At 74.2% G+C, this 22302-nt stretch carries 20 protein-coding genes and 1 tRNA gene; 6 read left to right on the top strand and 15 right to left on the bottom strand.

The window, feature by feature from the left end; genetic code table 11:
* The coding region (locus IE286_RS17985; RefSeq protein WP_229863062.1) for a hypothetical protein at nt 1-421 on the bottom strand (421 nt) is incomplete at its 3' end.
* 439 nt (nt 422-860) lie between these two features.
* On the opposite strand from IE286_RS17985, the gene IE286_RS17980 reads away from it, so the two are divergent.
* From IE286_RS17980 to IE286_RS17965, 4 genes are all read left to right on the top strand, one after another.
* Nucleotides 861-1418: a hypothetical protein gene (locus IE286_RS17980; protein WP_189797778.1), complete on the top strand. Its 558-nt coding sequence runs from the start codon at nt 861-863 to the stop codon at nt 1416-1418.
* 61 nt (nt 1419-1479) lie between these two features.
* A complete protein-coding gene (locus IE286_RS17975; protein ID WP_189797777.1) occupies nt 1480-2097 on the top strand; it encodes a hypothetical protein in 618 nt (205 codons plus the stop codon).
* A 156-nt stretch (nt 2098-2253) separates the two neighbouring features.
* On the top strand, nt 2254-3636 hold the full coding sequence (selA, locus tag IE286_RS17970; protein WP_189797776.1) for an L-seryl-tRNA(Sec) selenium transferase: 1383 nt from the start codon (nt 2254-2256) through the stop codon (nt 3634-3636).
* A 5-nt stretch (nt 3637-3641) separates the two neighbouring features.
* Complete coding sequence (locus tag IE286_RS17965) at nt 3642-5447, top strand: selenocysteine-specific translation elongation factor (protein ID WP_189797775.1); 1806 nt, start codon at nt 3642-3644, stop codon at nt 5445-5447.
* Nucleotides 5448-5459: 12 nt separating this feature from the next.
* On the opposite strand, the gene IE286_RS17960 is transcribed toward IE286_RS17965, so the two are convergent.
* Together IE286_RS17960 and IE286_RS17955 are read right to left on the bottom strand one after the other, a co-directional pair.
* Nucleotides 5460-5747: a hypothetical protein gene (locus IE286_RS17960; protein ID WP_189797774.1), complete on the bottom strand. Its 288-nt coding sequence runs from the start codon at nt 5745-5747 to the stop codon at nt 5460-5462.
* A gap of 70 nt (nt 5748-5817) precedes the next feature.
* Nucleotides 5818-5911 (bottom strand) — tRNA-Sec (locus IE286_RS17955).
* Between the two features lie 31 nt (nt 5912-5942).
* Here IE286_RS17955 and selD point away from each other — a divergent pair.
* Entirely contained in the window at nt 5943-6968 is a 1026-nt protein-coding gene (selD, locus tag IE286_RS17950) for a selenide, water dikinase SelD (RefSeq protein WP_189797773.1), read from the top strand.
* Between the two features lie 27 nt (nt 6969-6995).
* Here the strand turns inward: selD and fdh are convergent, their stop codons facing one another.
* The 5 genes from fdh to IE286_RS17920 all read right to left on the bottom strand — a co-directional run bounded on the left by fdh (nt 6996) and on the right by IE286_RS17920 (nt 13773).
* On the bottom strand, nt 6996-10256 hold the full coding sequence (gene fdh, locus IE286_RS17945) for a formate dehydrogenase (RefSeq protein ID WP_229863061.1): 3261 nt from the start codon (nt 10254-10256) through the stop codon (nt 6996-6998).
* 238 nt (nt 10257-10494) lie between these two features.
* The gene (gene nrfD / locus IE286_RS17935; protein WP_189797771.1) at nt 10495-11544 is read right to left on the bottom strand and encodes an NrfD/PsrC family molybdoenzyme membrane anchor subunit; all 1050 of its coding nucleotides are present in this window, start codon (nt 11542-11544) and stop codon (nt 10495-10497) included.
* Nucleotides 11541-12578, bottom strand: coding sequence for a 4Fe-4S dicluster domain-containing protein (locus IE286_RS17930; RefSeq protein ID WP_189797770.1), 1038 nt, complete (start codon nt 12576-12578; stop codon nt 11541-11543). Before IE286_RS17930 ends, nrfD begins: the two co-directional genes overlap by 4 nt.
* A 307-nt stretch (nt 12579-12885) precedes the next feature.
* Nucleotides 12886-13269 (bottom strand): hypothetical protein, encoded by a 384-nt coding sequence (locus IE286_RS17925; protein ID WP_189797769.1) that lies wholly within the window; start codon nt 13267-13269, stop codon nt 12886-12888.
* A gap of 126 nt (nt 13270-13395) precedes the next feature.
* Nucleotides 13396-13773 carry a hypothetical protein gene (locus IE286_RS17920; protein WP_229863051.1) on the bottom strand — a complete coding sequence of 126 codons (378 nt, stop codon included), beginning with the start codon at nt 13771-13773 and terminating at the stop codon, nt 13396-13398.
* A gap of 186 nt (nt 13774-13959) precedes the next feature.
* Between IE286_RS17920 and IE286_RS17915 the strand changes: the two genes are divergently transcribed.
* On the top strand, nt 13960-14928 hold the full coding sequence (locus IE286_RS17915; protein ID WP_189797768.1) for a pyridoxal-phosphate dependent enzyme: 969 nt from the start codon (nt 13960-13962) through the stop codon (nt 14926-14928).
* Nucleotides 14929-14963: 35 nt separating this feature from the next.
* On the opposite strand, the gene IE286_RS17910 is transcribed toward IE286_RS17915, so the two are convergent.
* The 7 genes from IE286_RS17910 to IE286_RS17880 form a co-directional block, all read right to left on the bottom strand.
* Nucleotides 14964-15410, bottom strand: a complete 447-nt coding sequence (locus IE286_RS17910; RefSeq protein ID WP_189797767.1) for a hypothetical protein — start codon at nt 15408-15410, stop codon at nt 14964-14966.
* 530 nt (nt 15411-15940) lie between these two features.
* The gene (locus IE286_RS17905) at nt 15941-17203 is read right to left on the bottom strand and encodes a cytochrome P450 (protein ID WP_189797766.1); all 1263 of its coding nucleotides are present in this window, start codon (nt 17201-17203) and stop codon (nt 15941-15943) included.
* 45 nt (nt 17204-17248) lie between these two features.
* The gene (locus tag IE286_RS17900; RefSeq protein ID WP_189797765.1) at nt 17249-18640 is read right to left on the bottom strand and encodes an NAD(P)/FAD-dependent oxidoreductase; all 1392 of its coding nucleotides are present in this window, start codon (nt 18638-18640) and stop codon (nt 17249-17251) included.
* A gap of 2 nt (nt 18641-18642) precedes the next feature.
* Nucleotides 18643-18876 (bottom strand): ferredoxin, encoded by a 234-nt coding sequence (locus tag IE286_RS17895; protein WP_189797764.1) that lies wholly within the window; start codon nt 18874-18876, stop codon nt 18643-18645.
* A 164-nt stretch (nt 18877-19040) separates the two neighbouring features.
* Entirely contained in the window at nt 19041-20654 is a 1614-nt protein-coding gene (locus tag IE286_RS17890; RefSeq protein ID WP_189797763.1) for a multicopper oxidase family protein, read from the bottom strand.
* A gap of 173 nt (nt 20655-20827) precedes the next feature.
* The gene (locus IE286_RS17885) at nt 20828-20989 is read right to left on the bottom strand and encodes a hypothetical protein (RefSeq protein WP_168131981.1); all 162 of its coding nucleotides are present in this window, start codon (nt 20987-20989) and stop codon (nt 20828-20830) included.
* Between the two features lie 353 nt (nt 20990-21342).
* Complete coding sequence (locus IE286_RS17880) at nt 21343-22176, bottom strand: ABC transporter ATP-binding protein (protein ID WP_189797762.1); 834 nt, start codon at nt 22174-22176, stop codon at nt 21343-21345.
* Between the last annotated feature and the right edge of the window lie 126 nt (nt 22177-22302).

Below are 22302 nucleotides of genomic sequence, written 5' to 3'. Positions count from 1 at the left end.
CACCGTGGCCTCCGCCGTGGCCGTAGCCGCCGTGGCCGCCGTGTCCGTCACCGTGGTCGTCACCGTGGCCTCCGCCGTGGCCGTAGCCGCCGTGGCCGCCGTGTCCGTCACCGTGGTCGTCACCGTGGCCTCCGCCGTGACCGTAGCCACCGTGGCCGCCGTGGCCGCCACCGTGGTCGTCACCGTGGCCTCCGCCGTGACCGTAGCCGCCGTGGCCGCCGTGGCCGCCGTGGCCGCCGTGGTCGTGGTCTCCGTCCCATCCGTCGTGGCCGCCCTGATACAGGTTGCTGTACCCGGAAGCCTGGTGGGAGTCGTAGCCCGACGCCGCTGCGGTACCCGCGGTGCCGATCGCGGCGCCACCGGCCATGAGGACGCCGGCTGCAGACACGGCAAAGAGGCGCTTGACGCGCTGTGCTCGCATGGGTATTACCTTTCCTTTCCACCGTCTCGCGCAGGAATGGGCGCAAGATGGACGGCCGCGCTGCCTGTTCGGGGAAAGTGCGGCGCGGCCCAGAGGCGTCGCCGCTCGATTGTGAAAGCACGTCTCTGTCTCCGACGGCCGCGGTGTCACCTGCGAAGGAAACTCCGCGACCACGGCCCCCTGTGGAGACCTCGCCGGTCGGGGCGTGCCCCGTTGCGGCTGTCACTTCCCGACGCTAGTCGCAGGTTCCACCGTCGGCATCTCGGGCACGGTCCGCGGGACCCGCTCACACGTGTCCGTGGGAAAACCCGCCCTGCGAGGCCGCTCGGCGGACCGTCGCGGCGCAGGGGAGAGGCCACCGTTTCCCGGGGGTTGTCCGCCGTGCGCATGAAGCGCGCCAGGCAGGGCACGCGGAGCAATGCCCAAGGGGGTGTGTGACATGTCAACGGGAACACTTCTCGCGATCATCATCCCGGTCGTCGTCGTCCTCGCTCTGATCGCCGTCGGTGCCTCGCTGCTGACACGGCGTCGCCGGCTGCGCCGGCGCTTCGGACCCGAATACGAACGCACGGTGGAGCAGGCGGAGAGCAGGCAGGCCGGTGAGCGCCGGCTCAGGGAACGCGAAAAGCGGCACGACCAGTTGGACATCAGGCCGCTGTCCGCCGACGTCCGCGAGCGGTACGCCCGCGAGTGGAGCGGCGTGCAGGAAGAGTTCGTGGACCGGCCCGAGGAAGCGGTGCACGACGCCGACCGGCTGGTGACGTCGCTGATGCACGAGCGCGGCTACCCGACCGAGGGATTCGAGCAGCAGGCCGCGGATCTGTCCGTGGAGCACAGCCGCACCCTCGACCACTACCGCGCCGCTCACGACATCGAGACGCTCACCACCCGCAGCCAGGCCACCACCGAGCAGTTGCGCGGCGCGATGGTCCACTACCGGGTGCTCTTCGACGAACTGCTCTCCGACGGGAGCCGGCCCCGGCACGCCCCGTCCTGACCACCTGCCCGCCGTCGCGGCCGGCGTCGGGACACGGCGCGGGCCCGGCACGGAGGAAGCCATGCACAGCGACAAGGAACCGAGCCGCAGCAGCGGCCTGTCCACCGAAGATCTTCTGCAGGAGCGGTCCGGCGGTCCGGCCTCGCGATCGGCGCCGCCGCGGACGGACGCCCCGGCACCGCCGGTCTACCCCGGCGAGAGCACGGGCGAGGCCCCGCCGCGCCGCTCCGGCACCGGCGAGCCGGCCGGCACCCGTGAACCGGCCGGGACGCGTGAACCGGCCGGCACCGGTGACCGGACGGCCGCGGCGCCCGCCCCCTCCGGCGCGCCGTCGGCAGAGCCCGAGGCGCAGCCGCGGGACACCACGCGGGCCCCGGACGCAGGGCAGGCCGCCACGGCGGAGGAGACCCCGCGCCTGCTGAGCCCCGAGGACGAACAGGGCTTCCGCGACCGCTGGAAGGAGGCCCAGAGCAGATTCGTGGACGACCCGCGGGAGGCGGTGCACACCGCCGACACCCTGGTCGCCGAGGTGATGCAGACGCTGGCGGCCACCTTCGCCCAGCACAAGCAGGAACTGGAGAGCCAGTGGAGCCAGGGGGAGCAGGCGGACACCGAGGCCCTGCGCAGGGCGCTGCGCCGCTACCGCTCCTTCTTCAACCGCCTGCTCAGCACCACCTGACGCGTACGACCGCCTGTTCGGCACCGGCCGACCGGGGCGGCGCGGCGAGCCGGCCACCGCGGTGCCCGGCGTGTCGTGCGGCGGCCGGAGACGGCCACGGACGACCATGTGGTGTCCTGCACAGCCATCAGTCCGGGCGTGGAACGGAGGGTCCGCATGGGCCGGCGGGTCACGGAACGCGGGACGGAGCAGGAACCGGACGAGGACGGCGCACAGCCGGGCGTCACCGGCGCCGCCCCCGGTGACGCACGCCGCCGCATCCCGCGCACCGACGCGGTGCTGAAGGACCCGCGTCTCGCGGCCGCCGCCGGCCGGCTGGGGCCGGGGACGGTCAAGGCGGCGGTCCGGCAGGCACAGGAACAGGCCAGGCACGGCACCGTGCCGCCCGAGGCGGTGGCCGACACCGCGGTGGCCCTGCTGCCGCGCACCGCCGGCGGACTGCGCCCGGTGATCAACGCGACCGGGGTGCTGCTGCACACCAACCTCGGCCGTGCGCCGTTGTCGGCGGCGGCCCGGCTGGCGGTGCTGGACGCCGCCGGACCCACGGACGTGGAACTCGACCTGGCCACCGGTGTCCGGGCCCGGCGCGGCCGCAGCGTGCTGCGGGCGCTGCGCGAGCGGGTGCCGTCCGCCGGCGCCGCACACGTCGTCAACAATGGTGCCGCGGCCCTGGTGCTGGCCGCCACGGCCCTGGCCGCCGGCCGGGAGATCGTCGTCAGCCGGGGCGAGCTGGTGGAGATCGGCGACGGCTTCCGGCTGCCGGACCTGCTCGTCTCCACCGGCGCCCGGCTCCGCGAGGTCGGCACCACCAACCGCACCGGCGTCGAGGACTACGCCGCCGCGATCGGCCCCGGGACGGCCTTCGTGCTCAAGGTCCACACCTCCAACTTCCGCATCACCGGTTTCACCCGTGCCGCCTCGGTGCGCGACCTGGCCGGGCTGGGCGTACCCGTGGTCGCCGACATCGGCTCCGGCCTGCTCGCCCCGCATCCGCTGCTGCCCGGGGAACCCGACGCCGCCGGCCGGCTGGCCGAGGGCGCGGCACTGGTGACCGCGAGCGGGGACAAGCTGCTCGGCGGCCCCCAGTGCGGCCTGATCCTCGGCGACGCCGATCTCGTCGGCAGGCTGGCACGGCATCCCCTGGCCCGGGCGCTGCGCGTGGACAAGCTCACCCTGGCCGCCCTGCACGCCACCCTCACGGGCCCCGAGACCCCCACCGCCCGGGCCCTGAACGCCGATCCGCGCACCCTGACCCGCCGCGCCGAGTGCCTCGCCGGCCAGCTGCGCGGCCCCGGACTGGACGTCCACGCCGTCCCCAGCGCGGCCACCGTCGGCGGAGGCGGCGCGCCCGGGGTGACGCTGCCGAGCGCCGCGCTGTCCCTGCCGGAGGCCTGGGCGGCCGCCCTGCGCACCGGCCCGGTCCCGGTGGTGGGCCGGTGCGAGGGCGGCCGCTGCCTGCTGGACCTGCGGGCCGTGCCGGAGGAGGACGACGCCCTGCTCGCCGAGGCCGTCCGCACGGCGGCCCGGGCACGGAGGTAGCCGGGATGCGGGTGCTGGCCACCGCGGGCCACGTCGACCACGGCAAGTCCGCCTTGGTGCGGGCGCTGACCGGGATGGAACCCGACCGGTACGAGGAGGAGCGGCGCCGCGGGCTGACCCTGGACCTGGGCTTCGTGTGGACCCGCCCCGAGGACGGCGGCGAGCCGCTCGCCTTCGTCGACGTGCCGGGCCACGAGCGCTTCGTGGCGACCATGCTGGCGGGCGTCGGACCCGTGCCCGCCGTGCTGTTCGTGGTGGCCGCCGACCAGGGCTGGCAGCCGCAGTCCGAGGAGCACCTGGCGATCCTCGACGCGCTCGGCGTCCGCCACGCCGTGCTCGCCGTCACCCGCAGCGACCTCGCCGACCCCGCCCCGGTGTGCGCCGATGCCCGGCAGCGGATGGCCCGCTCCAGCCTCGGCGCCGTGCCGGCGGTCGCGGTCAGCGCCGTCACCGGCAGCGGGCTGGACCGGCTCCGCGCCGAGCTGGACCGGCTGGCCGCCGCCCTGCCCGTGCCGCCCGCCGACGCCGACGTGCGCTTCTGGCTGGACCGCGCCTTCACCGTCCGCGGCCACGGCACCGTCGTCACCGGCACCCTCGCGGCGGGCACCCTGCGCGTCGGCGACCGGCTGGTCACGGGCGACGGCACCGCCGTCGCCCGGGTGCGCTCCCTGCAGTGCCTCCACCAGGAGCGGACCGCCGTCAGCGGGGTCGCCCGGGTCGCGGTGAACGTGCACGGCTGCCCCGACGGTGTGCTGCGCCGCGGCCAGGTCCTGCTCACCCCCGACCGCTGGCTGCCCACGGGTGTGACCGACGTCCGGATCACCGGGGAGCCGGCCGCGGACCTGCCGCGGGCGGTCATGCTGCACATCGGCACGGCGGCCGTTCCCGTGACCGTCCGCCCGCTGGGCGAGGACACCGCGCGGCTGACACTGAGCCGGCCGCTGCCGCTGCGGGTCGGCGACCGCGCGGTGCTGCGCGAACCCGGCGGCACCCGCCCGCCCAGCGCCGTGACCGTGCTGGACGTGTGCCCGCCGCCGCTGACCCGCCGGGGCGCCGGCCGGGCCCGGGCGGAGGAGCTGGCCACGATGACGGGACACCCCGATCCCGCCGCCGAACTGCGCCGCCGCGGCCTGGTCCGCCGGTCGCAACTGCGGGCGATGGGCGTGCCCGCGCCCGCCGATCCCGTCACCGGCGACTGGCTGGCCGACCCCGCCCACTGGGCGCGGCTGCGCGCCCGGCTGGCCGCCGAGGCCGAGCGGCACGCCCGGCGCAACCCTCTGGAGCCGGGCCTGCCCACCGAGGCGGCACGCCGGCTGCTGGACCTGCCCGACCGCCGTCTGGTGGACGCCCTCGCCGGCACCCCGGGACATCCCGGACTCACCTGCCGGCACGGCCGGCTGTACGTCTCCGGCAGCCTGCGGCCCGTCCTGCCGCCACCGGTCCGGGCGGCCGTCGACGCGGTGCGCCGCGACCTGGAGAAGGCGCCGTTCCGGGCACCCGACGCCGGCCGTCTCGCCGAACTCGGCCTGGACCGCAAGGCGCTGGCCGCCGCCGTCGCCGCGGGCGCGCTGATGCGCGTCACCGACGACATCGTCCTGCTCCCGGGCGCGGACGAGCGTGCCGCCGCCGTGCTGTGGAGCCTGCCACAGCCCTTCACGCTCAGCGAGGCGCGCCGGGCCCTGGACACCACCCGCCGGGTCGCGGTGCCGCTGCTGGAACATCTCGACGCCCGCGGATTCACCGAACGCGTCGACGAGCAGCACCGGCGCTGCCGCGGGGACGGTGGCGCACGGCGGCCGGGCCCGGCCTGATCCGGACACGGCCTACGGCAGGGCCGGCGGCACCGATTCGTTCGCGCTGCGCAGGGCGTCCTGGTCGTGCTCGACGATCCGCCGCAGCACCTCCGCGTAGGCGTCCGGCGGCAGCTCGGCGCACTCCGGCGCGCCCTCCTTCTTCTCCAGGACAGCCTCGGTGCACGCGGCGATCTCCTCCGGGGAGGCGCTGCGCGTCAGCAGGCTCCAGTCGGGCTCCGGCGCAGGGGCGGTGCTGCCGGAGCAGCCGCCCAGGGCGAGACCGGCGACGACGAGCAGAACAGCGGTGGTGCGGCGCATCTTCCCCCCGATCCGACGCGTTTGACGGTGCGTGAGGCGGGTTACAGGTCGGCGCAGACACGCTGCGGCAGCGGAGGCGGACGGGAATCGAACCCGCCTGCCCGAGATCCTCGGACACCTCGGTTTTGAAGACCGGGAGGGCCACCAGGCACCCACACGCCTCCACCGCCCGTCAGGCTACCGGAAGGACCCGGCATGACCACCACCCGCGCAACACCCGTACGGCTCACGCAGTTCGCCCACGGCGGCGGCTGCGCCTGCAAGATCCCGCCGGGCGAACTGGAGGACGTGCTCGCCGGCCTCACCGCCGCACGGCCGGCCGCCCCCGGCGCCCCGCTGCTCGTCGGGCTCGCCACCGGCGACGACGCGGCCGTCGTCTCCCTCCCGGCGCCCTCAGGCGGCCCGGCACAGGCGGTGGTGTCCACCGCCGACTTCTTCACCCCGGTCGTCGACGACCCCTACGACTTCGGGCGCATCGCCGCCGCCAACGCGCTGTCCGACGTGTACGCCATGGGCGGCCGCCCCGTGGTCGCCGTCAACCTGCTGGCCTGGCCCCGTGACGTGCTGCCCTTCGACCTGGCCCGCGAGGTGCTGCGGGGCGGGCTGGACATCGCCGCCGAGGCCGGCTGCCACGTCGGCGGCGGGCACAGCGTGGACGACCCCGAACCCAAGTACGGCATGGCCGTCACCGGACTGGCGGACCCGACACGGCTGCTGCGCAACGACACCGGCCGGCCCGGACTGCCGCTGTCGCTGACCAAACCTCTCGGCACCGGCGTGCTGAACAACCGTCACAAGGCCACCGGGGAGCGGTTCGAGCAGGCGGTGGCCGCGATGACGACGCTGAACCGGGAGGCGTCCGAGGCGGCCCTGGCCGCCGGCGTCACCTGCGCCACCGACGTCACCGGCTTCGGTCTCCTCGGCCATCTGCACAAGCTGGCCCGCGCCTCGGGCGTGACCGCCGTGGTGGACACCGCGGCCGTCCCGTACCTGGACGGCGCCCGCGAGGCCGTACGGGACGGCTACGTCAGCGGCGGCACCCGGCGCAACCTGGAGTGGGTCGCCCCGTACACCGACTTCGGCGACACGGACCTTCACACGCGGCTGCTGCTCGCCGACGCCCAGACCTCCGGCGGTCTGCTCGTCGCCGGTCAGATCCCCGGCGCGCCCGTGATCGGGGAACTCGTGCCGCGCGGACCGCACTCGATCGTGCTGCGGTGAGGTGTGCGCGAGGCGGCCGGCGCCTTGTCACAGCTCGGTGCCCGTACGGTCGTCGATGCCCGCCCGCGCCCGGTAGGCCCGCACCAGAGCCTGCGCGGCCGGACCCCGGGGACGGCGGCCGGGGCGGATGTCCACGGCGAACGCCTTCGTCTCCTGGATGTGCGTGTTCGGGTCCAGGGCCAGGTGCAGCAGCTCGTTCGCTGCGTCGCCGGTGCTGTACCCGTTCGGCCCCCAGTGGTAGGGCAGGCCCACCTGGTGCAGGGTGCGGCCGTGCACGGTCAGCGGGGGCATGCGGTCGGTCACCAGCACCCGGGCCTCGATCACACCCCGGGCGCTGACGATCGTCGCCCAGCCGGTGTGCTCCAGTCCGCGTTCGGCGGCCAGTTCGGGGGAGACCTCGCAGAAGAACTCGGGCTGGAGTTCCGCCAGGTACGGCTGCCAGCGCGACATGCCGCCGGCCGTGTGATGCTCGGTGAGCCGGTAGGTGGTCGCCACGTACGGGAACACCTGCGAGCCGGGCTCGTCACCGCTGGGCTGGTAGCGGTTGTCCGGCAGGGACGGCATCAGATGGCGCACCGGGTTGCGCTGCTGCCGGTACAGCAGGTTCACGAACGGCGAGTCCTGCGGCTCGTAATGGGTGGGCAGCGGGCCGTCGGTGAGCCCGGACGGCACATACAGCCAGCCCTTGCCGTCGGCCTGCATGACGAAGGCGTCCGTGCCCGACAGCGCCTCGGCGGCCCTGGCGCCCGGCGGCGGCTGCCAGGAGGGAGGCCGGTCCTTGGGGAAGTCCGGGATGTCGTGGCCGGTCCACTGCCCCTTCTCCGCGTCCCACCACACCAGCGCCTTGCGCTCGCTCCACGGCCTGCCGTCCGGATCGGCCGAGGCCCGGTTGTACAGGATCCGGCGGTTGGCGGGCCACGCCCACCCCCACTGGTTCGCGACCCAGTTCTGTTCCCTGCCCGGGGTGCGGCGGGCCGCCTGGTTGACGCCGTCGGCGTAGACACCGCAGTAGATCCAGCAGCCGCACGCGGTCGACCCGTCGTCCTTGAGCTGCTCGTAGGAGGCCAGCGGGTTGCCGTCGGCGTCCCGGCCGTTGATCTCGGCGAGCACCGCCTCGGCGTCCGGTTCGGCCATCGCACCCTTCACGGGGTAGTCCCACGTCAGGTCGAGCACGGGCCGGTCCATGGGGTCGGTGGAGCCGGCCAGCTTCTCCCGGACGATCCGGCCGAGGTGGTAGGTGAACCACAGGTCGCTGCGGGCGTCGCCGGGCGGTTCGACGGCCTGGTGGTGCCACTGCAGCAGCCGCTGGGTGTTGGTGAAGCTGCCGTCCTTCTCGGTGTGTGCGGCGGCCGGCAGGAAGAACACCTCGGTGCGGATGTCCTCGGTGCTCAGCTCGCCCGACTCGATCTCCGGGCCGTCCTTCCACCAGGTGGCCGACTCGATCAGCGAGAAGTCCCGCACCACCAGCCAGTCCAGGTTGGCCATGCCCAGCCGCTGCAGCCTGGCGTCGGCCGAGCCCACCGCCGGGTTCTCCCCGTACAGGAAGTAGCCTTTGCAGACGCCGTCCAGCTGCGCCAGCACCGTCTCGTAGGTGGAGTGCGAGCCGGTCAGCCGCGGCAGGTGGTCGAAGCAGTAGTCGTTGTCGGCGGTGGCGGCGTCGCCCCAGTACGCCTTGAGCAGGCTGACCAGGTAGGCGCGCATGTCGCCCCAGAACCCCTTGCGCTGCGCCTCCGCCCGTACGAACGACTCCAGATCCTGGTGCTCGTGGGCGTGCGGCATCGGGATGTACCCGGGCAGCAGGTTGAACAGGGTCGGGATGTCCGTGGACCCCTGGATGGAGGCGTGTCCGCGCAGCGCGAGGATGCCGCCGCCGGGGCGGCCGATGTTGCCCAGCAGCAGCTGCAGCACGGCGGCCGCGCGGATGTACTGCACGCCCACGGTGTGCTGGGTCCAGCCGACCGCGTAGGCGAACGCGGTGGTGCGGTCCCGGCCGGAGTTCTGCGTGACCAGCTCGCACACCTGCCGGAACAGGTCCTGCGGCACCCCGCAGATCCGCTCGACCATCTCGGGGGTGTAGCGGGCGTAGTGCCGTTTGAGCACCTGGAACACGCACCGCGGGTGCGTCATCGTCTCGTCCCGCTCGGGTTCGCCTTCGCCGATGTCCGCGCCCCCGGATCCGTGCGCCTCGCCGCGGGCCGCCTCGCTGACGGAGCGTCCGCGGCCGGTGCGCCGGTCGTACTCCGCGTCGCGCTGCCCCGCGGCCGCCTGCACCTCCATGCCCTGGTACTGCCAGGAGGCGTTGTCGTAGCTGCGGTGCTCCGCGTCGAGCCCGGAGAACACGCCGTCGAGGTCCTCGGTGTCCCGGAAGTCCTCGCCGAGCACCACGGGCCCGTTGGTGTAGGCCACGACGTAGTCACGGAAGTACAGGTCGTTGCTCAGCACGTAGTTGACGATCCCGCCGAGGAAGGCGATGTCCGAGCCGGCCCGCAGCGGCACATGCAGGTCCGCCAGCGCACTGGTCCGGGTGAACCGCGGGTCGACGTGGATCACCTTCGCGCCGCGGGCCTTCGCCTCCATCACCCACTGGAACCCGACCGGATGGCACTCGGCCATGTTCGAGCCCTGGATGACGATGCAGTCCGCGTTCTGCAGATCCTGCTGGAAGGTGGTCGCGCCGCCGCGGCCGAACGAGGTTCCCAGACCGGGAACGGTGGAGGAGTGTCAAATACGTGCCTGGTTCTCGATCTGGATTGCCCCGAGCGCGGTGAACAACTTCTTGATGAGGTAGTTCTCTTCGTTGTCCAGGGTGGCTCCGCCGAGGCTGGCGATGCCCAGGGTGCGCCGGGTGCGCACCCCGTCGGCCTCCCACTGCCAGCCCGCACGCCGGGCCGCGATCACCCGGTCGGCGATCATGTCCATCGCCGTGTCCAGATCCAGGTGCTCCCACTCGGTGCCGTACGGCCGCCGGTAGAGCACCCGGTGCTCACGGGCGTCGCCGGTGGTCAGCTGCAGACTGGCCGAGCCCTTGGGGCACAGCCGGCCGCGGGAGACGGGGGAGTTGGGGTCGCCCTCGATCTGCGTGACCCGTCCGTTCTCCACGTACACGTCCTGGCCGCAGCCCACGGCGCAGTACGGGCACACCGACTTCACCACCCGGTCGGCCGAGGCCACACGCGGGGTCAGCCGCGCGGTACGGCCGCTCTCGGCCGCGGCCCCGCGCCCCAGCGGGTCGGTGCCCTTGAGCTGGCGGTACACCGGCCAGGAGCCGATCCACGTGCGTACGCCCATGACCTGAGCCCTTTCGCGTGCGTCCTCGCTCCGGACGCCCGGTGCCGTGCGTCGTCCTGCCGACCATTGTCGCGCGGCACGCGGCGGCCGGCATCCGCGACGCCGGCGGCCGCACCGGCCCCACTGCCTCAAGCGGCCGCCGAACCCCGCTCGTCCCCAGCCTTCGAAGCCCATGGGTGCCCGCAAGACGGCGGGGCAAACGGTCGCTCGCCCCGCACACCCGACGGCAGGCCGCGCATCAGCCCGACCGGGCCCGCAGCCGCTCCCGCTGCGGCACCACCGTGTACGCCGGGTCCTGCGCGGAGGCCACTCCCGCGTGGAACACCCCGAACCGCAGCGCCGCCGAACCGGTCAGCAGCGCCGCCCCGGCCACCGCCGCCGGCACCCGGCCCAGGCGCCGCCCCACGCCCGCCCGGCCGACGGCATCCGCGCAGGCGGCCAGTGCGGCACCGGCCGTGGTGAGCAGTTCCGCACCCCGCAGCAGCCTGTGCGGCCGGCCCTGCTCGAACGGTTCGGCCACCAGGCCCATCCGCCGCTTCATCAGACGGAACGCGCCCAGTTCCGTGACGGCACCCAGCACCGCCATCCGCCGGGCCGGTTCCGTCTGCGCGGGCGGCGCACAGGCCAGGGCGAGCCCGGCCGCCGCGGCCGCACCGGAGCCGGCGAACACGAACGGCAGCTCCCGGTACCCCTCGTGCCACGACGGCACCGCCGTGTCGGACAGCAGCACCGCGGTGTACGTGGTTACCGCCGGACCGAGCACCGCCGCAACCGCCGTGGCCCCCGCACCCATCACACGCAGACGCCCCGTGACATCGGCGGCCGCGGCGGCCACGGTCAGCGGCGCGTACCCGGCCAGCAGCCAGGAGCCGATGTTCATCGGCGAGGTGGGTTTGACGACCCGGAGCATGTTCACGAACCGGGCCGGCCGGCCCAGGTCGTGCACCAGCGCCCCCAGCGACACGGTGATCGCGCCCGCCGCGCCCAGCTTCGCCACCCGCGCCAGCCCCGGCCGGCCCGTGACCTGACCCCCGGCCGCGAGCAGCGACGACGCCCCGGCCAGACCGCCCAGGAACAGATAGCCGGCGATGTCCAGGGCCCTCCACGGCGGCGCCTTCAGCACCGGCCTGCCGTAGTACGAGGAGAAGTGCGCCTCCGGGACCACCGGCTGCTCGCCCCGGCGGTCCCGCCGCCGGCGCCGGCGCCGCCCGGCGTGCGCACCGGTGACGGCCTCCCGCCCCGGCCGCGCACCCTCCAACCCTCCGCGGGTGACGTCCGACTCGCTCACCGGGGCCTCCTGACGAAACCGGCCACGCCCAGCGCGGCGAGCGAGACGGCGGCCAGCGCCGCCTGCTTCCACATCGCGGGCAGATCCCGGGTGGTGACGACGGGGTCCGGCGGCAGCCCGTACACCTCCGGCTCGTCGAGCAGCAGGAAGAACGCTCCGTCGCCGCCGACACCGTCCTCGGGACTCTCCCCGTACAGCCGCGCGTCTCTCACCCCGGCCGCGTGCAGCTGCGCCACCCGCGCCGCCGCCCGCTCCCGCAGCTCCTCGAGCGGGCCGAACTGGATGGAGTCCGTGGGACAGGCCTTGGCGCAGGCCGGCTCCAGGCCGGCACCCAGGCGGTCGTAGCACAGCGTGCACTTCCAGGCCCGCCCGTCCCCCTCCCGGCGGCCGACGACCCCGTACGGGCAGGCCGGCACGCAGTACCCGCAGCCGTTGCACACGTCCTCCTGGAGGACGACGGTGCCGAACTCCGTGCGGAACAGCGCCCCCGTGGGGCACACGTCCAGGCAGGCCGCCTGCGTGCAGTGCTTGCACACGTCGGAGGACATCAGCCAGCGCAGCTCGGTGCGTCCACCGGGCGCCACCGGTGGAATCTCCCCGGCGGGCGCTCCGGCCGGCGCGGTCTCCGGCGCAGGTGTCCCGGCGCCGGGGGAGGTGCCGAGGGCGCGGGCGGCCTTGAACACGTCCGGGCCGGCGTGTGCCACCCCCGGTTCCTGACCGCCCAGCGGCTTGCGCTGCTCGACGAACGCCACATGCCGCCAGCTGTTCGCGCCCAGCCCCTGGGTGTTGTCGTACGACATGCCGGTCAGCTCCAGGCCGTGCTCCGGCACCCCGTTCCACTCCTTGCACGCCACCTCGCACGCCTTGCAGCCGATGCAGACGGAGGTGTCGGTGAAGAAGCCCATGCGGGGCGGGGGATCACGGTGACCGGCCGCCCGCGCCACGTCCGCCCGCGGCCCGTGCGGCAGGCTCCGGTGCGTGTCCGGCGGGGCGCCGCCCGCCGGGCCCGCGGCCGTCCGCTCGCCGTCGTTCATCCACGCCTCCTCGGCTCAGCGCTCGCGGGGCCTCGTGCCCTCGGTCCTCAGCCAGCGGGCGGAACAGCCCCTCGCGACACCCGCCCCCGCCGCCGGCCGTCACGGCAACGGCCCCTGCCCGTCGGCCCTTTCACGAGCCTGGCACGGGTGCCCGCGGGGCGCGCGCCGGAAACGGCGGCACTACGCCCGCCCCGGGGACACCGCCGTCACGCGCGGCACACCCGAACCGTCGAGCAGTCGTCGGCGCACCCCCGCGGCAGCCGTGGCCCGCGTCGGCGGCCACCGGCGTCCGCCGGCACGGTGACGATCAGGGCCGTGGCGGCAGGTGGGCGTTGTGCCAGGCGATGGCGCGGCGGATCTCCGGCTCGTGCAGCCCGGTGCGGCAGCCCAGCTGCGTCATGGTGAGCACCGGCGTGCCCGCGTTCAGCTCGCGCTCGATCTTGGCGGCCCACAGTTCCTCCTGGACGAAGGGCCGCGCCCGGTACTGCTCGCGCAGGGCCGTCAGGTGCTGCTCGCAGCAGGCCGTCAGCAGCCGCAGGCCGTCGTACGCGTCGCGGCCGGGCAGCGCCGCGGAGGAGTCCGGCACATAGGTGCACACCGTCCGGTCCGGCGGGAGGGTGACACCGCACAGGTCGCACAGTTCCAGCGGCAGCGGCTCGGCCGCCCGTGCGTGCCGCTTGCGTCCGCGCATCTCGCTCAGCCTCCCGCCTCGGCACCGGATGGAACGGGCCCGAAAAGTAGGCCTTGCCCGCCGGTGCGCGGACCAAACCCCGTGCGCCGGACGTGTCCGAGTCTGCCCGGTGGGATGTCCGGACGGTCAGCCGAGCGCCTGGTACACCGCGGCGGTGGTCAGCCCGTACGCCAGGTGCGGGACGATGTCGGACACCCACGACATCACGTCCCAGGAGGCCGGGTCGGTCAGCCGGAGCGCGACCGCCGGCGCGTCGCTGCCGGCCATCGCGGCGGCGCCGAGCAGCGGCCCGCCCACCAGGACCGGCAGGGGCGGCCGCCGGCGGTGCAGCAGCCCGTACACCGTCCCGGTGACGACCCCCGTGGCGTATCCGAGCAGCGCGCCGGCCGCCTGGGCGAGGTTGTCCCTGGTCCCCTCGCCGCCCAGCGGCACCCCGGCCGCGCCGGCGAGGCGTTCGGCCACCTGGGCCGGCAGGCCGCTGGAGGACCGGCCGCGCACCAGCATCGCCGTAGGTGACCACGTCGAGCACCAGGGTTCCGGCGGCGCCGGCCAGCAGGCCTTTGACCATCGCGTGCATAGGGGCTCCCTGACTGATGTCCGTAGACTCCTCGCGAAGATCACTCGGTCGAACCGACGGGCCCGGGCCGGGTGGTGCGTCCGCGCCTGGTCCGGTCAGGAGGAGTTACCCGTATGAGCGACACCCTGCCCGTCACTCTCGACGACGTCCGCGACGCCGCCCGGCGGATCGAGGGCGTGGCGCACCGCACCCCCGTCCTGCGCTCCCGCACCCTGGACGCCCTGGCCGGCGCCGAGGTCCATGTGAAGTGCGAGAACTTCCAGCGGATCGGTGCCTTCAAGTTCCGCGGCGCCTACCACGCCGCCTCCCGGCTGTCCGCCGGCGAACTGGCCCGGGGTATCGCCGCATACTCCTCCGGCAACCACGCCCAGGCCGTGGCCCTGGCCGCCCGGGAGCTGGGCACCCGTGCGGTGATCCTCATGCCGGAGGACACCCCCCGGTCCAAGCGGGAGGCGACGGAGGGCTACGGAGCGGAGGTCGTCACCTACGACCGATACACCGGCGACCGGGTCGCCCTCGGCCGGGCGCTGGCCGAGGAGCGCGGACTGGCGCTCATACCCCCCTACGAGCATCCGCACGTCATCGCCGGGCAGGGCACCGCCGCGCTGGAACTGATCGAGGAGGCCGGCGAGCTGGACGCGCTGATCGTGCCGGTGGGCGGCGGCGGGCTGATCGCCGGCAGCGCCACGGCCGGCAAGGGCCTGCTGCCCGGGCTGCGCGTGGTCGGGGTGGAGCCTCAGGCCGGTGACGACACCCGGCGTTCCCTCGGCGCGGGCCGCCGGGTGTCCGTTCCCGTGCCCAGGACCATCGCGGACGGCCTGGCCGCCGACACACCCGGCGAGCTGACCTTCTCGATCAACCGCCGCCTGGTGGACGGCATCTGCGTGGTCAGCGACGACGAGATCCGAGAGGCGATGCGGTTCGCCTTCGAGCGCCTGAAGATGGTCGTCGAGCCCAGCGGTGCGTGCACCCTCGCCGCGCTGCTGGCCCGCCGGGTGGAGAACCTCCCGCGCCGGGTCGGTGTCATCGTCTCCGGCGGCAACATCGACACCGCGCGTTTCGCCGAGATCCTCGGCGGCTGAGCGCAACGGGACGGTCCCGTGCGCGGCGCAGGGCCTCAGCTCCACAGGGGGTAGGTCACCTGCTTGCCGTACCCGGACGGACGGCCGTCCGTGAAGTGCAGGGTGATCTGGGTGTACTGCTTCACCTGCGGGTTCTTCTTCCAGGGCGCGGGCTTCTCCAGCCGCACCTCGACCGGATACGAGTGGAACCGGCCCGCCGCGCAGTACGGCTTGCAGTCGTTGACCAGGCTCGTGCCCCTGGCCACCGCGGCCTTGTCGTCCCACTGGGACCAGCGCAGCCCGGCCAGGCGGCTGTTGCCGTCACCGCAGGCGAGGATGAAGGCGTCCGGCCGGGCCTTGGCCTTCCAGAAGCAGTCGACGAGCACCGGGTGCCCAGGGTCCCGGTCGGCCGGTGCCGGGGCGGCCGATGCCGTGCCGAACCCCGCGGTGAACAGTCCGGCGATGACGAGGGTGACCGCGGTCCGCACTGAGTGTGTGCCCATGTCCGCTCCCGTCCGAGGAGGTCTGAACCGTCTACGACGCTACGACCGCCCCCGGCGGTGCACCACTCGAACGGTGGGAGTCACCCGGACGGAGCACCCCCCGGGCCGGACGGGGCCCGGGGGTGTCGGTCGGGAGAGCGCCGGTGCACGGGCACCTGCTGCCGGGGGTCCGCGGCGCCGGCGACCGGCTGGCGGACGGCGCACAGGAGGTGGTCGCCGTCACGGGTGATGACGGTGCCCCAGCCCCGGCAGTGCTCGCAGTCACGCGCCAGAGCGAGGTCGGGACGGGGAGAGGCGGGGCGGGGTGCGGCGGGCTCCGTGCGCCATGCGGGGGCGGACTGCTCGGCATCTCCGGAAGCGTGCGTCCTGTTCTGGTCGGTTCCCGGCAGGTGTACAGGCATGTGTTCCGCGCGCGGGGCTTTCCCCCTGCGGTGTCTTCATGCCGTAGACCTGGGGCCGTGCCGGACGGCCGCCGCTCAGGGGGCCCTCCGGACCCGGTGCGCAGGCCCGGCCGGTGCCGACTGGCAGGGTCAGCCGTCCTGCCGGGGACGCACGCCGTCGACGCCGAGGGGCAGGTGACGCGGGCCGCGCAGCACCGGGCTGAGCCGGTAGGGCGGCGGATCCTGCAGCAGGCGGGGGCCGTCCAGGCGGCGGGCCAGCTCGGTGAGCGCGATCTGGGCCTCCAGCCGGGCCAGGGGAGCGCCGAAACAGATGTGCACCCCGCTGCCGAACCCGAGGTGCTCGTTGTCCGGCCGGTCCGGGTCGAACCGGCCGGGGTCCGCGAACCGCTCCGGGTCGCGGTTGCCGGCGGCCAGCATCAGCCAGATCCGGGCGCCCTCGGGGATCGTCACGCCGTGCACCTCGATGTCCGTGATGCAGGTTCGCGAGGGCAGCAGCTGCACCGGCGGCTCGTAGCGCAGCAGCTCCTCCACGACCGGCACGCCGTACGCGGCGTCCTCGCGCAGACGCTCCAGGTGCTCGGGGTGGCGCAGCAGGGTCAGCATGCCGTTGGTGATGAGGTTGACCGTGGTCTCATGGCCCGCGATGAGCAGCAGCACCGCGGTGCTCAGCACCTCCATCGTCGACATGGCGCCGTCCGGGCCCCGGCCGGCCACCAGATCGGACAGCATGTCGTCGCGGGGCTCCCGGGAGCGCTCCTCCACCAGGCCCGCCAGATACATGCCCAGCTGGACCCGGGCCTGCCGCGCGGCCCGCTGGGCGGGTGCCGCCGGGTCGTGGCGGGTCTCGGGATCCAGCCCGGCGACGATCACGTCGACCCAGCCGCGGAAACGCGGCTCGTCCTCGCGCGGCACCCCGAGCAGCCGGCAGATCACGGTCACCGGGAAGGGATAGGCGAACTCGTCGACGAGGTCGATCTCGCCGCCGCCGGCCGCGGCGGACGCCAGGCCGTCCAGCAGCTCGCCGACGATGCCGGCCAGCTCGCCCCGCATGCCGTCGATCCGGTGCGGCCGGTGCGGCGGCCCGAAGGCGCTGTTGGCGATGCGCCGCAGCCGGTCGTGCTCGGGCGGATCGAGCCGGATGAAGCTGGGCGGCAGCACCGTGCCCTCCGGCCCCGGCAGCTCGTCGTCGCCCCGGTCGGCCAGCCGCCGGTCGTCGGAGCTGATCCGCGGATCGTGCAGCAGGGCGAGGATGTCGTGGTAGCGGCTGACGGCGTACGCGCCGCCTTCCTCCTCGTGCAGCACCGGTGTGCGGCGCAGCTCCTCGTACAGCGGATAGGGGTCGGCGCGCGAGGCGGGGTCGGTGATCCGGCGCAGCAGCGAGGAGTCCGTCATGACAGGTCCAAGGGTGTCGAGGCCACGGGTGCGGGCGGGCGTCGGTCACGGGCGGGCCGGGGTGAAGACCAGCCGTCGGTCGGAGGGGGCGTAGCCGCTGACGGTCACGGTCGGTCCGTGCGTGGGCAGGGACGGGTCGGGGAATGCGGCCGGGACGGGCCTGCGCCCCTCGGGCCGGCGGTCCACCGTGGTGAACTCCACCGGGAACGGCGCGCCGGTCTCGATCAGCCGCTGGTAGAAGTCCAGCCACCGGGTGTTGTCGAAGCTCACCGCGGCGATCACCCGGCCCTGGTGGCCGTACACCCCGACGAACCGGCGCTCGGCGAGAGACCCCTGAGTGATCATGATCTCGGTGCCCATGGACGGGACGCCGATGGACTTGATGTTCACCCCGAACTGCGACGACCAGAAGGCGGGCACCCACAGGTGCGGGCGCCGGTCGGAGGAGCCGCTGATCATGTTGTGCGCGGCCACCTCGGCCTGCGCGACGGCATTGCCCCAGTGCTCCAGGGACAGGAACTGGTAGCCGAACAGCGGGTGCGGCGAACGGGCGACGTCGCCGGCCACGAACACGTCGTCGGTGACGATGCCCCGGACGTCGAAGGCCCGGCAGCCCGCGTCGCAGGCCACCCCGCGCGGTCCCGCGGCCAGCCCGGAGCCCGCCAGCCACTCGGTGTTGCGGACCGCGCCGAGCGCGACGACCACGACGTCCGTCTCGACCACGCTGCCGTCGGACAGGTGCGCGGCCCGCACCCGGCCGACACGGTCGCCCTCCAGGGCGGTGACCTGGACGTTCGTGCGCAGGTCCACTCCGCCTTCCCGGTGCAGGTCCGCAGCGACCGCGCCGACGACCGAGCCGAGGGCGCCCACCAGCGGCGCGTCCGCGCGCTCCGCCACGGTGACCGCGAGGCCCTGCTGCCGGCAGGCGGAGGCGATCTCCGACCCGGTGAAGCCGGCCCCGATGACGAACACCCGGCGCGGCGACGCCTTCAGCCTGCGGTGCAGCCGGACCGCGTCGCCCCGGGTGCGCAGCACGAACACCCCGTCCAGGCGGGCCTCGTCCTCGTCGGGCCAGGGCCGGGCGCGCACCCCGGTCGCGATCAGCAGCCGGTCGTAGGGCACCTCGCCGCCGTCGGCCAGCCGCACCCGTCTGCCCGCGAGATCCAGCCCGATCGCGGCCACGCCCAGCCGCCAGTCCGCGTCGATCTCACGGCGCCGCGGCAGCTCGGTGCGGTCCGGGGCGGCCCGCCCGAGCAGCACCGCCTTGGACAGCGGCGGCCGGTCGTACGGCGGGTGGGGCTCGTCGCCGATCATGGTCAGGGAACCGGCGAAACCCTCCGCCCGCAGGGTCTCCGCGGCGCGCAGCCCGGCCAGTGAGGCGCCGACGACGACGATACGGCCCTCGCGCCGCAGCCACTCGTGGTACGGCTCGTGCATCCTCACGCCTCCCGCCCGGCCGGTGCGGGCCGCTCCTCGTCCGCGTCCAGGCCGTCCGCGGTGATCGCCCGCACCGGGCAGGCCGCGACGGCACGGGCGACCTTCTCCCGGTGCTCGTCGCCGGCCCAGGGGGCGTAGACCAGCGACTCCTCCCCGTGCAGGGTGAACACCTCCGGCGCGAGGAACGCGCACTGGGCGTAGCCCTGGCATCTGTTCAGGTCGACGACGATGCGCATCGGTGTTCCGCCCCTTCCGGCGGCCGGGGCCCCGGGGTGCCCGGCGTGGCGGGCACCCCGGGACGGCGATCCTCTCCCGGTCAGGATCGGCGGTGTCGCCCGCAGCCCGCCCGGCGGGACGGACCGAAGGGGTGAGGGGCCGGCCGCAGGTGACCGGGTTCCTGTCACCTGCGGTAGCCGATGATCGTCATCATCCCGGACTCCGAGTGGTACTGGTTGTGGCAGTGGAGCATCCACAGGCCGGGGTTGTCCGCGTAGAAGTCGCACACCAGCTTGCGGTGCGGCAGCACGATCGCGGTGTCCTTGCGCGCACCGGCGGCGTCCAGCCCGGTCATGGCGAAGGTGTGGCCGTGCAGGTGGACGGGGTGCCACATGTCGGTGGCGTTGATGACGGTGAGCCGGACCCGCTCGTCCTGCCGCACGGCGTGGCGCTGCTCGACGGAGTACGGCTTGTGGTCGAAGGCCCAGTTGAAGGCCTTCATGTTGCCGGTGAGCCGGAGCCGGATGTGCCGGTCCGGTGTGCGGTCGGAGTACGCCACCGACTCGTCGGGCACCAGGCGCCGGGCCGGGACGATACGGCCCTCGAGTTCGTCCGGGTGCACCGAGGGCTTCGGCAGGTCCCCGCTGCCGGCCGTGCGCAGCACCGCGAGGGCTCTCGACTTCTTGCCCTCGGCCAGCGCCACCAGCGGGAACACCCCGTCCTCTGCGGTGACCAGGACGTCGTAGCGCTCGGCCATGCCCAGCAGCAGGGCGTCGGTGCTCGTGTGCTGCACCGGGTAGCCGTCCGTGTGCGTGATCGTCATCCGGTGGCCGCCCAGTGCCACCCGGAAGGCGGTGTCCGCGCTCGCGTTGATGATGCGCAGCCGGATGCGGTCCCCGGGCTTGGCCCGGAACACCGTGGGGGCCTCCGGGAGCCGGCCGTTGACCAGGTAGTGGGGGAAGTCGACGTTGCCGCCCATGCTTCTGAGCAGGGGACTGTGGGAGTGGCGCAGCACCCGGGAGGGGCCGGACCCTGCGGCCGTGTCGTGATCGTGTCCGGACGGGCCGCCCATGTCCATCGGCGGACGCCTGCCGTGGTGCAGCTGGGTGAGCACGCCGTCCGGCGTGGAGCCGTCCACGCCGTCCAGCCAGTCGTCCAGGACGACGACCCACTCCTTGTCGTACGTCAGCGGCTCCTTGGGGTCCTCCACGATCAGCGGCGCGTACAGACCGCGGTCGAGCTGCATGCCGGAGTGCGAGTGCAGCCAGTACGTGCCCGGGTGCGACACCGTGAAGCGGTAGGCGAATTCCGCGCCCGGTGCGATGCCCCGCTGGGTGAGGTCCGGCACACCGTCCATGTCGCAGCGCAGGCGCACACCGTGCGAGTGCAGCGTGGTGTCCACGGGCAGGTGGTTGACGAGCGTGAGGTCCAGGATGTCGCCCGCGGTGACCCGCACCTCCTTGCCGGGCAGATCGCCGCCGTACGCCCAGGTCCTGACGGTCCGTCCGCCGAGGTCCACCCGGGCCTCGGCGGCGGTCAGCCGGAACCTGCGCACCGGCCCGCCCCCGCGCTCCTTCTCGACGGCCAGGACCTCCGGGTCGGACGGGTTCACATACCCCTCGGGGCCCTTGGGTACGAAGCGGCGGGTGCCGGCGTCCGGCGCAGGGTGCGCCTCGCGCCCGGTTCCCGTGAGTGGATCCGGCCTCGCGGAGCCGGATCCCGAACAGCAGCCCAGGAGTGCCGAGCCGGCAGCCATGAGCGAGGCACTGAGCAAGGTACGCCGCGTAGGTGTGTGCATGACTGAATAACACACGTTTCAGGGCGATATGTGGGAGAACTGCGGCGGCGCGCCGGGGATGTCGGTGGCCTTTTCGATGCCTGCGGCCGAACCTTCGTGCCGCCACCCGGCGGTGGGCATGCGACGAGGCGGCGGGACCGGGGTGCCGGTCCCGCCGCCTCGTCGGGGTGTGGTCAGCTCTGCCGGGCGGCGGCCCGCCGGGCGTTGTTGTACAGGCGCAGAAGATGTTTCGCCACGGCGCACGGCACGGAGTCGGCGGCGCACTGACGGCAGGACCGCATGTGGTTCTCGTAGGTGGACTGCGCTTGCCGCAGAGCATCGTCCTGGGACGGCATCAGGATCCTCGCACGGGGGTAGGACGGGACACAGGTCTCCCGCGCGCGCCGCGGAGAGTACCCGGCGCAGCAGTTGATCATGTTACTGCCGGTAGTGAAAAGTTGCCTTCCGCTACACTCCGCGGTCGTCCGGTCGCAGCGGCGGTGGCAGATCGCCCGAAAGCGCCCCAGGTGGTGTGCGGCGCCGCGCGAACGCGCTCCGCACGTCGTCGATCTCACGTCCGCCGTATGGTCCAGATCATGGCACGGCTGTCGCCAGGATCACGGCGCATCTGTCGCCGGGGTCACGGTCCGCCGGCCGCCCGGGCCACAGCCGTGGTGCCGTCCCGGTCACAGCCGTGGTGCCGCCCGGGTCACGCGTGCGCGCGTGCCGAGTACGCCCACCAGCGGCCCTCGTGCCGGCTGACCTGGACGGGGCGGCCGAAGCACGCCGTCAGCGACGGCCCGGTCAGTACCTCCTCGACGGCGCCGTGCGACAGGATCCGGCCCTCGCGCAGCAGCAGCGCGTGGCTGATCGCGGGGAACAGCTCCTCCAGATGATGGGTGACCGTCACGGTGGACAGGTGCGGCCGGCCCTCGGCCAGTCGGTGCATCGCCTCCACCAGGTCCTCCCTGGAGGGCAGGTCGAGGGCGTTGAACGGCTCGTCGAGCAGCAGCAGGGCCGGGTCGGCCATCAGCGCGCGGGCGATGAGGATGCGGGCCCGCTGCCCGCCGGAGCACACCCCGTAGGGCCGGTCCGCCAGCTCCTTGATGTCCAGTTCCGCCAGCAGCTCGTGGGCCCGCTGCCGCACCTCGTCGTCGTACATCCGCCACAGCGGCTGCACCGTGCCGGTGTGACCGGTCAGCACCACGGCGTGCGCGTCGAGGTCCTGCGGCACCCGCTGCGCGGACGTGACATGCCCGATCCGGGCCCGCAGTTCCCGCACGTCGACGCGTCCCAGCCGGGCGCCCAGCACCTCGACGGTGCCGGCCGTCGGGTGCATCAGGGCACCGAGCAGGCGCAGCAGCGTGGTCTTCCCGGCGCCGTTGGCGCCCAGCAGCGCCCAGTGCTCCCCGGCCCGTACGGTCCAGTCGATGCCGTCGAGGATGACCTGGTCGGTCGTGTAGCGGCGGACGCTCACCCCGCGAAGCGCCACGACGGCATCGTCGGCTCCCGCCGGCGTGCGGTGCGCCGTCTGCTCGGTCATCTTCCGTCTCCCCTCGGCATGTGCGGCATCGCCAGGTCGGCACGACGACGGTAGATGCAGACGGCACGGGGTCGCCCCGGTGTCCGGTGGGTGGACGGCGTGCCGTCCGGCGGCTCACGCCCCCAG

Source organism: Streptomyces thermodiastaticus, assembly GCF_014656135.1.
Taxonomy (GTDB): Bacteria; Actinomycetota; Actinomycetes; order Streptomycetales; family Streptomycetaceae; genus Streptomyces; species Streptomyces thermodiastaticus.
This window is presented reverse-complemented; position numbering and strand designations above follow the sequence as displayed.

Coding starts and splice junctions, on each gene's coding strand:
- IE286_RS17980 (WP_189797778.1), top strand. CDS start 861: ATGTCAACGGGAACACTTCTCGCGATCATCATCCCGGTCGTCGTCGTC.
- IE286_RS17965 (WP_189797775.1), top strand. CDS start 3,642: ATGCGGGTGCTGGCCACCGCGGGCCACGTCGACCACGGCAAGTCCGCC.
- IE286_RS17910 (WP_189797767.1), bottom strand. CDS start 15,410: ATGGGCACACACTCAGTGCGGACCGCGGTCACCCTCGTCATCGCCGGA.
- selA (WP_189797776.1), top strand. CDS start 2,254: ATGGGCCGGCGGGTCACGGAACGCGGGACGGAGCAGGAACCGGACGAG.
- IE286_RS17975 (WP_189797777.1), top strand. CDS start 1,480: ATGCACAGCGACAAGGAACCGAGCCGCAGCAGCGGCCTGTCCACCGAA.
- selD (WP_189797773.1), top strand. CDS start 5,943: ATGACCACCACCCGCGCAACACCCGTACGGCTCACGCAGTTCGCCCAC.
- IE286_RS17925 (WP_189797769.1), bottom strand. CDS start 13,269: ATGCGCGGACGCAAGCGGCACGCACGGGCGGCCGAGCCGCTGCCGCTG.
- IE286_RS17920 (WP_229863051.1), bottom strand. CDS start 13,773: ATGCTGGTGCGCGGCCGGTCCTCCAGCGGCCTGCCGGCCCAGGTGGCC.
- IE286_RS17880 (WP_189797762.1), bottom strand. CDS start 22,176: ATGACCGAGCAGACGGCGCACCGCACGCCGGCGGGAGCCGACGATGCC.
- IE286_RS17915 (WP_189797768.1), top strand. CDS start 13,960: ATGAGCGACACCCTGCCCGTCACTCTCGACGACGTCCGCGACGCCGCC.
- IE286_RS17885 (WP_168131981.1), bottom strand. CDS start 20,989: ATGCCGTCCCAGGACGATGCTCTGCGGCAAGCGCAGTCCACCTACGAG.
- IE286_RS17930 (WP_189797770.1), bottom strand. CDS start 12,578: ATGAACGACGGCGAGCGGACGGCCGCGGGCCCGGCGGGCGGCGCCCCG.
- IE286_RS17900 (WP_189797765.1), bottom strand. CDS start 18,640: ATGCACGAGCCGTACCACGAGTGGCTGCGGCGCGAGGGCCGTATCGTC.
- IE286_RS17895 (WP_189797764.1), bottom strand. CDS start 18,876: ATGCGCATCGTCGTCGACCTGAACAGATGCCAGGGCTACGCCCAGTGC.
- IE286_RS17905 (WP_189797766.1), bottom strand. CDS start 17,203: ATGACGGACTCCTCGCTGCTGCGCCGGATCACCGACCCCGCCTCGCGC.
- IE286_RS17890 (WP_189797763.1), bottom strand. CDS start 20,654: ATGCACACACCTACGCGGCGTACCTTGCTCAGTGCCTCGCTCATGGCT.
- IE286_RS17960 (WP_189797774.1), bottom strand. CDS start 5,747: ATGCGCCGCACCACCGCTGTTCTGCTCGTCGTCGCCGGTCTCGCCCTG.